Below are 1,317 nucleotides of genomic sequence, written 5' to 3'. Positions count from 1 at the left end.
CGGCGGGGCCGGGGGCGGTCGCCGGCCCCTGGGGCCCGAGTCGCGGTTCACCGGACCGTGAGTGGGTGGGTCCGAAGCCACCAGGTGGTGAGTCGCCGGCCCCCGGCCACCGGGCTGTGAGCCACCGGGCCGGGGGCGCCTGCCCCGTGGACTCCGGTGAGCCGCGCCCCCGCCCCGCGCGGTGCTCGTACGGAGCCGACGCCGGGGCGCCGACCGCGCCGGAGCTCCCGCGCAACCCCTTTAGGAGGGCTTCACCAAGTTGCCAGGGGGAGCCGCGGTCAGGCGGGGCAAAACATGGCACCGCACGGCAATCCCGGCGCCGCTGACCTGGCACGGCGTGCCAACTCCGCACGGATTCTGGACAAAGTCTTTCGCTCAGCGAACCGACTCGCTACTTTTCCGCTACGCACACGCCCCGTGGCAGCGCCGCCGCGGAGCGCAGCCGGTGCGTGACCCGCGACCGGCGGCCTCTTCGCGCGCCGTCGCAGGGATCGATGACGCATCCACGGAGGCCCGCCATCACTCCGAGGAAGGGGCGTCATGACCGCGGAGACCTCTCAGACGCTCGACCGAGGGCTGCGTGTCCTCAAACTGCTGGCCGATACCGACCACGGGCTCACCGTCACCGAGCTGTCCACCAAGCTCGGCGTCAACCGCACCGTGGTCTACCGCCTGCTGGCCACCCTGGAACAACACGCCCTGGTACGCCGTGACATCGGCGGCCGGGCCCGGGTCGGGCTCGGCGTCCTGCAACTCGGCCGCCAGGTCCATCCGCTGGTGCGCGAGGCCGCGCTGCCCGCCCTGCGCGCCCTGGCCGAGGACATCGGGGCCACCGCCCACCTCACCCTGGTGGACGGCACCGAGGCCCTCGCGGTCGCGGTGGTCGAACCGACCTGGACCGACTACCACGTCGCCTACCGGCCCGGCTTCCGGCACCCGCTGGACCGGGGAGCCGCCGGGCGCGCCATCCTCGCCGCCCGCGCCGGCAACCCCGACGACCCCGGTTACGCCCTCACCCACGGCGAACTGGAGGCGGGCGCGAGCGGTGCGGCGGCGCCCCTGCTCGGGGTGACCGGCATCGAGGGCAGCGTGGGCGTGGTGATGCTGACCGACGCGGTGCCCGAGCAGGTCGGCCCCCGCGTGCTGGAGGCGGCCCGCGAGGTGTCGGAAGCACTGCGCTGACCTTCGGTGACGGCCGACCGCCGGGACGGCCTCGCCCGGAGCGGTCGGCGCCCCTCATCGCGGGGACGGCCTTGGCCGGAAGCGGCCGGAGCTCCACAGAAAGGCGCGAAGCCTCTGTTGAGGGTGGGGGTGGGT

1 protein-coding gene is annotated in these 1,317 nt (G+C 74.6%); it reads left to right on the top strand.

Annotated features, from left to right (window positions below):
- Positions 1-540 precede the first annotated feature (540 nt).
- Positions 541-1,182 carry an IclR family transcriptional regulator gene (locus E4099_RS32100; protein WP_135342600.1) on the top strand — a complete coding sequence of 214 codons (642 nt, stop codon included), beginning with the start codon at positions 541-543 and terminating at the stop codon, positions 1,180-1,182.
- The last annotated feature ends 135 nt before the right edge of the window (positions 1,183-1,317 follow it).

It is taken from the genome of Streptomyces palmae (genome assembly GCF_004684805.1).
Classification (GTDB): Bacteria; Actinomycetota; Actinomycetes; order Streptomycetales; family Streptomycetaceae; genus Streptomyces; species Streptomyces palmae.
The sequence above is the reverse complement of the archived record's forward strand: the minus strand, read 5'-3'. Positions and strand labels throughout refer to the sequence as shown.

Bases quoted from the DNA above. Each gene is read 5' to 3' on its own strand.
- E4099_RS32100 (WP_135342600.1), top strand. From the start codon at position 541: ATGACCGCGGAGACCTCTCAGACGCTCGACCGAGGGCTGCGTGTCCTC.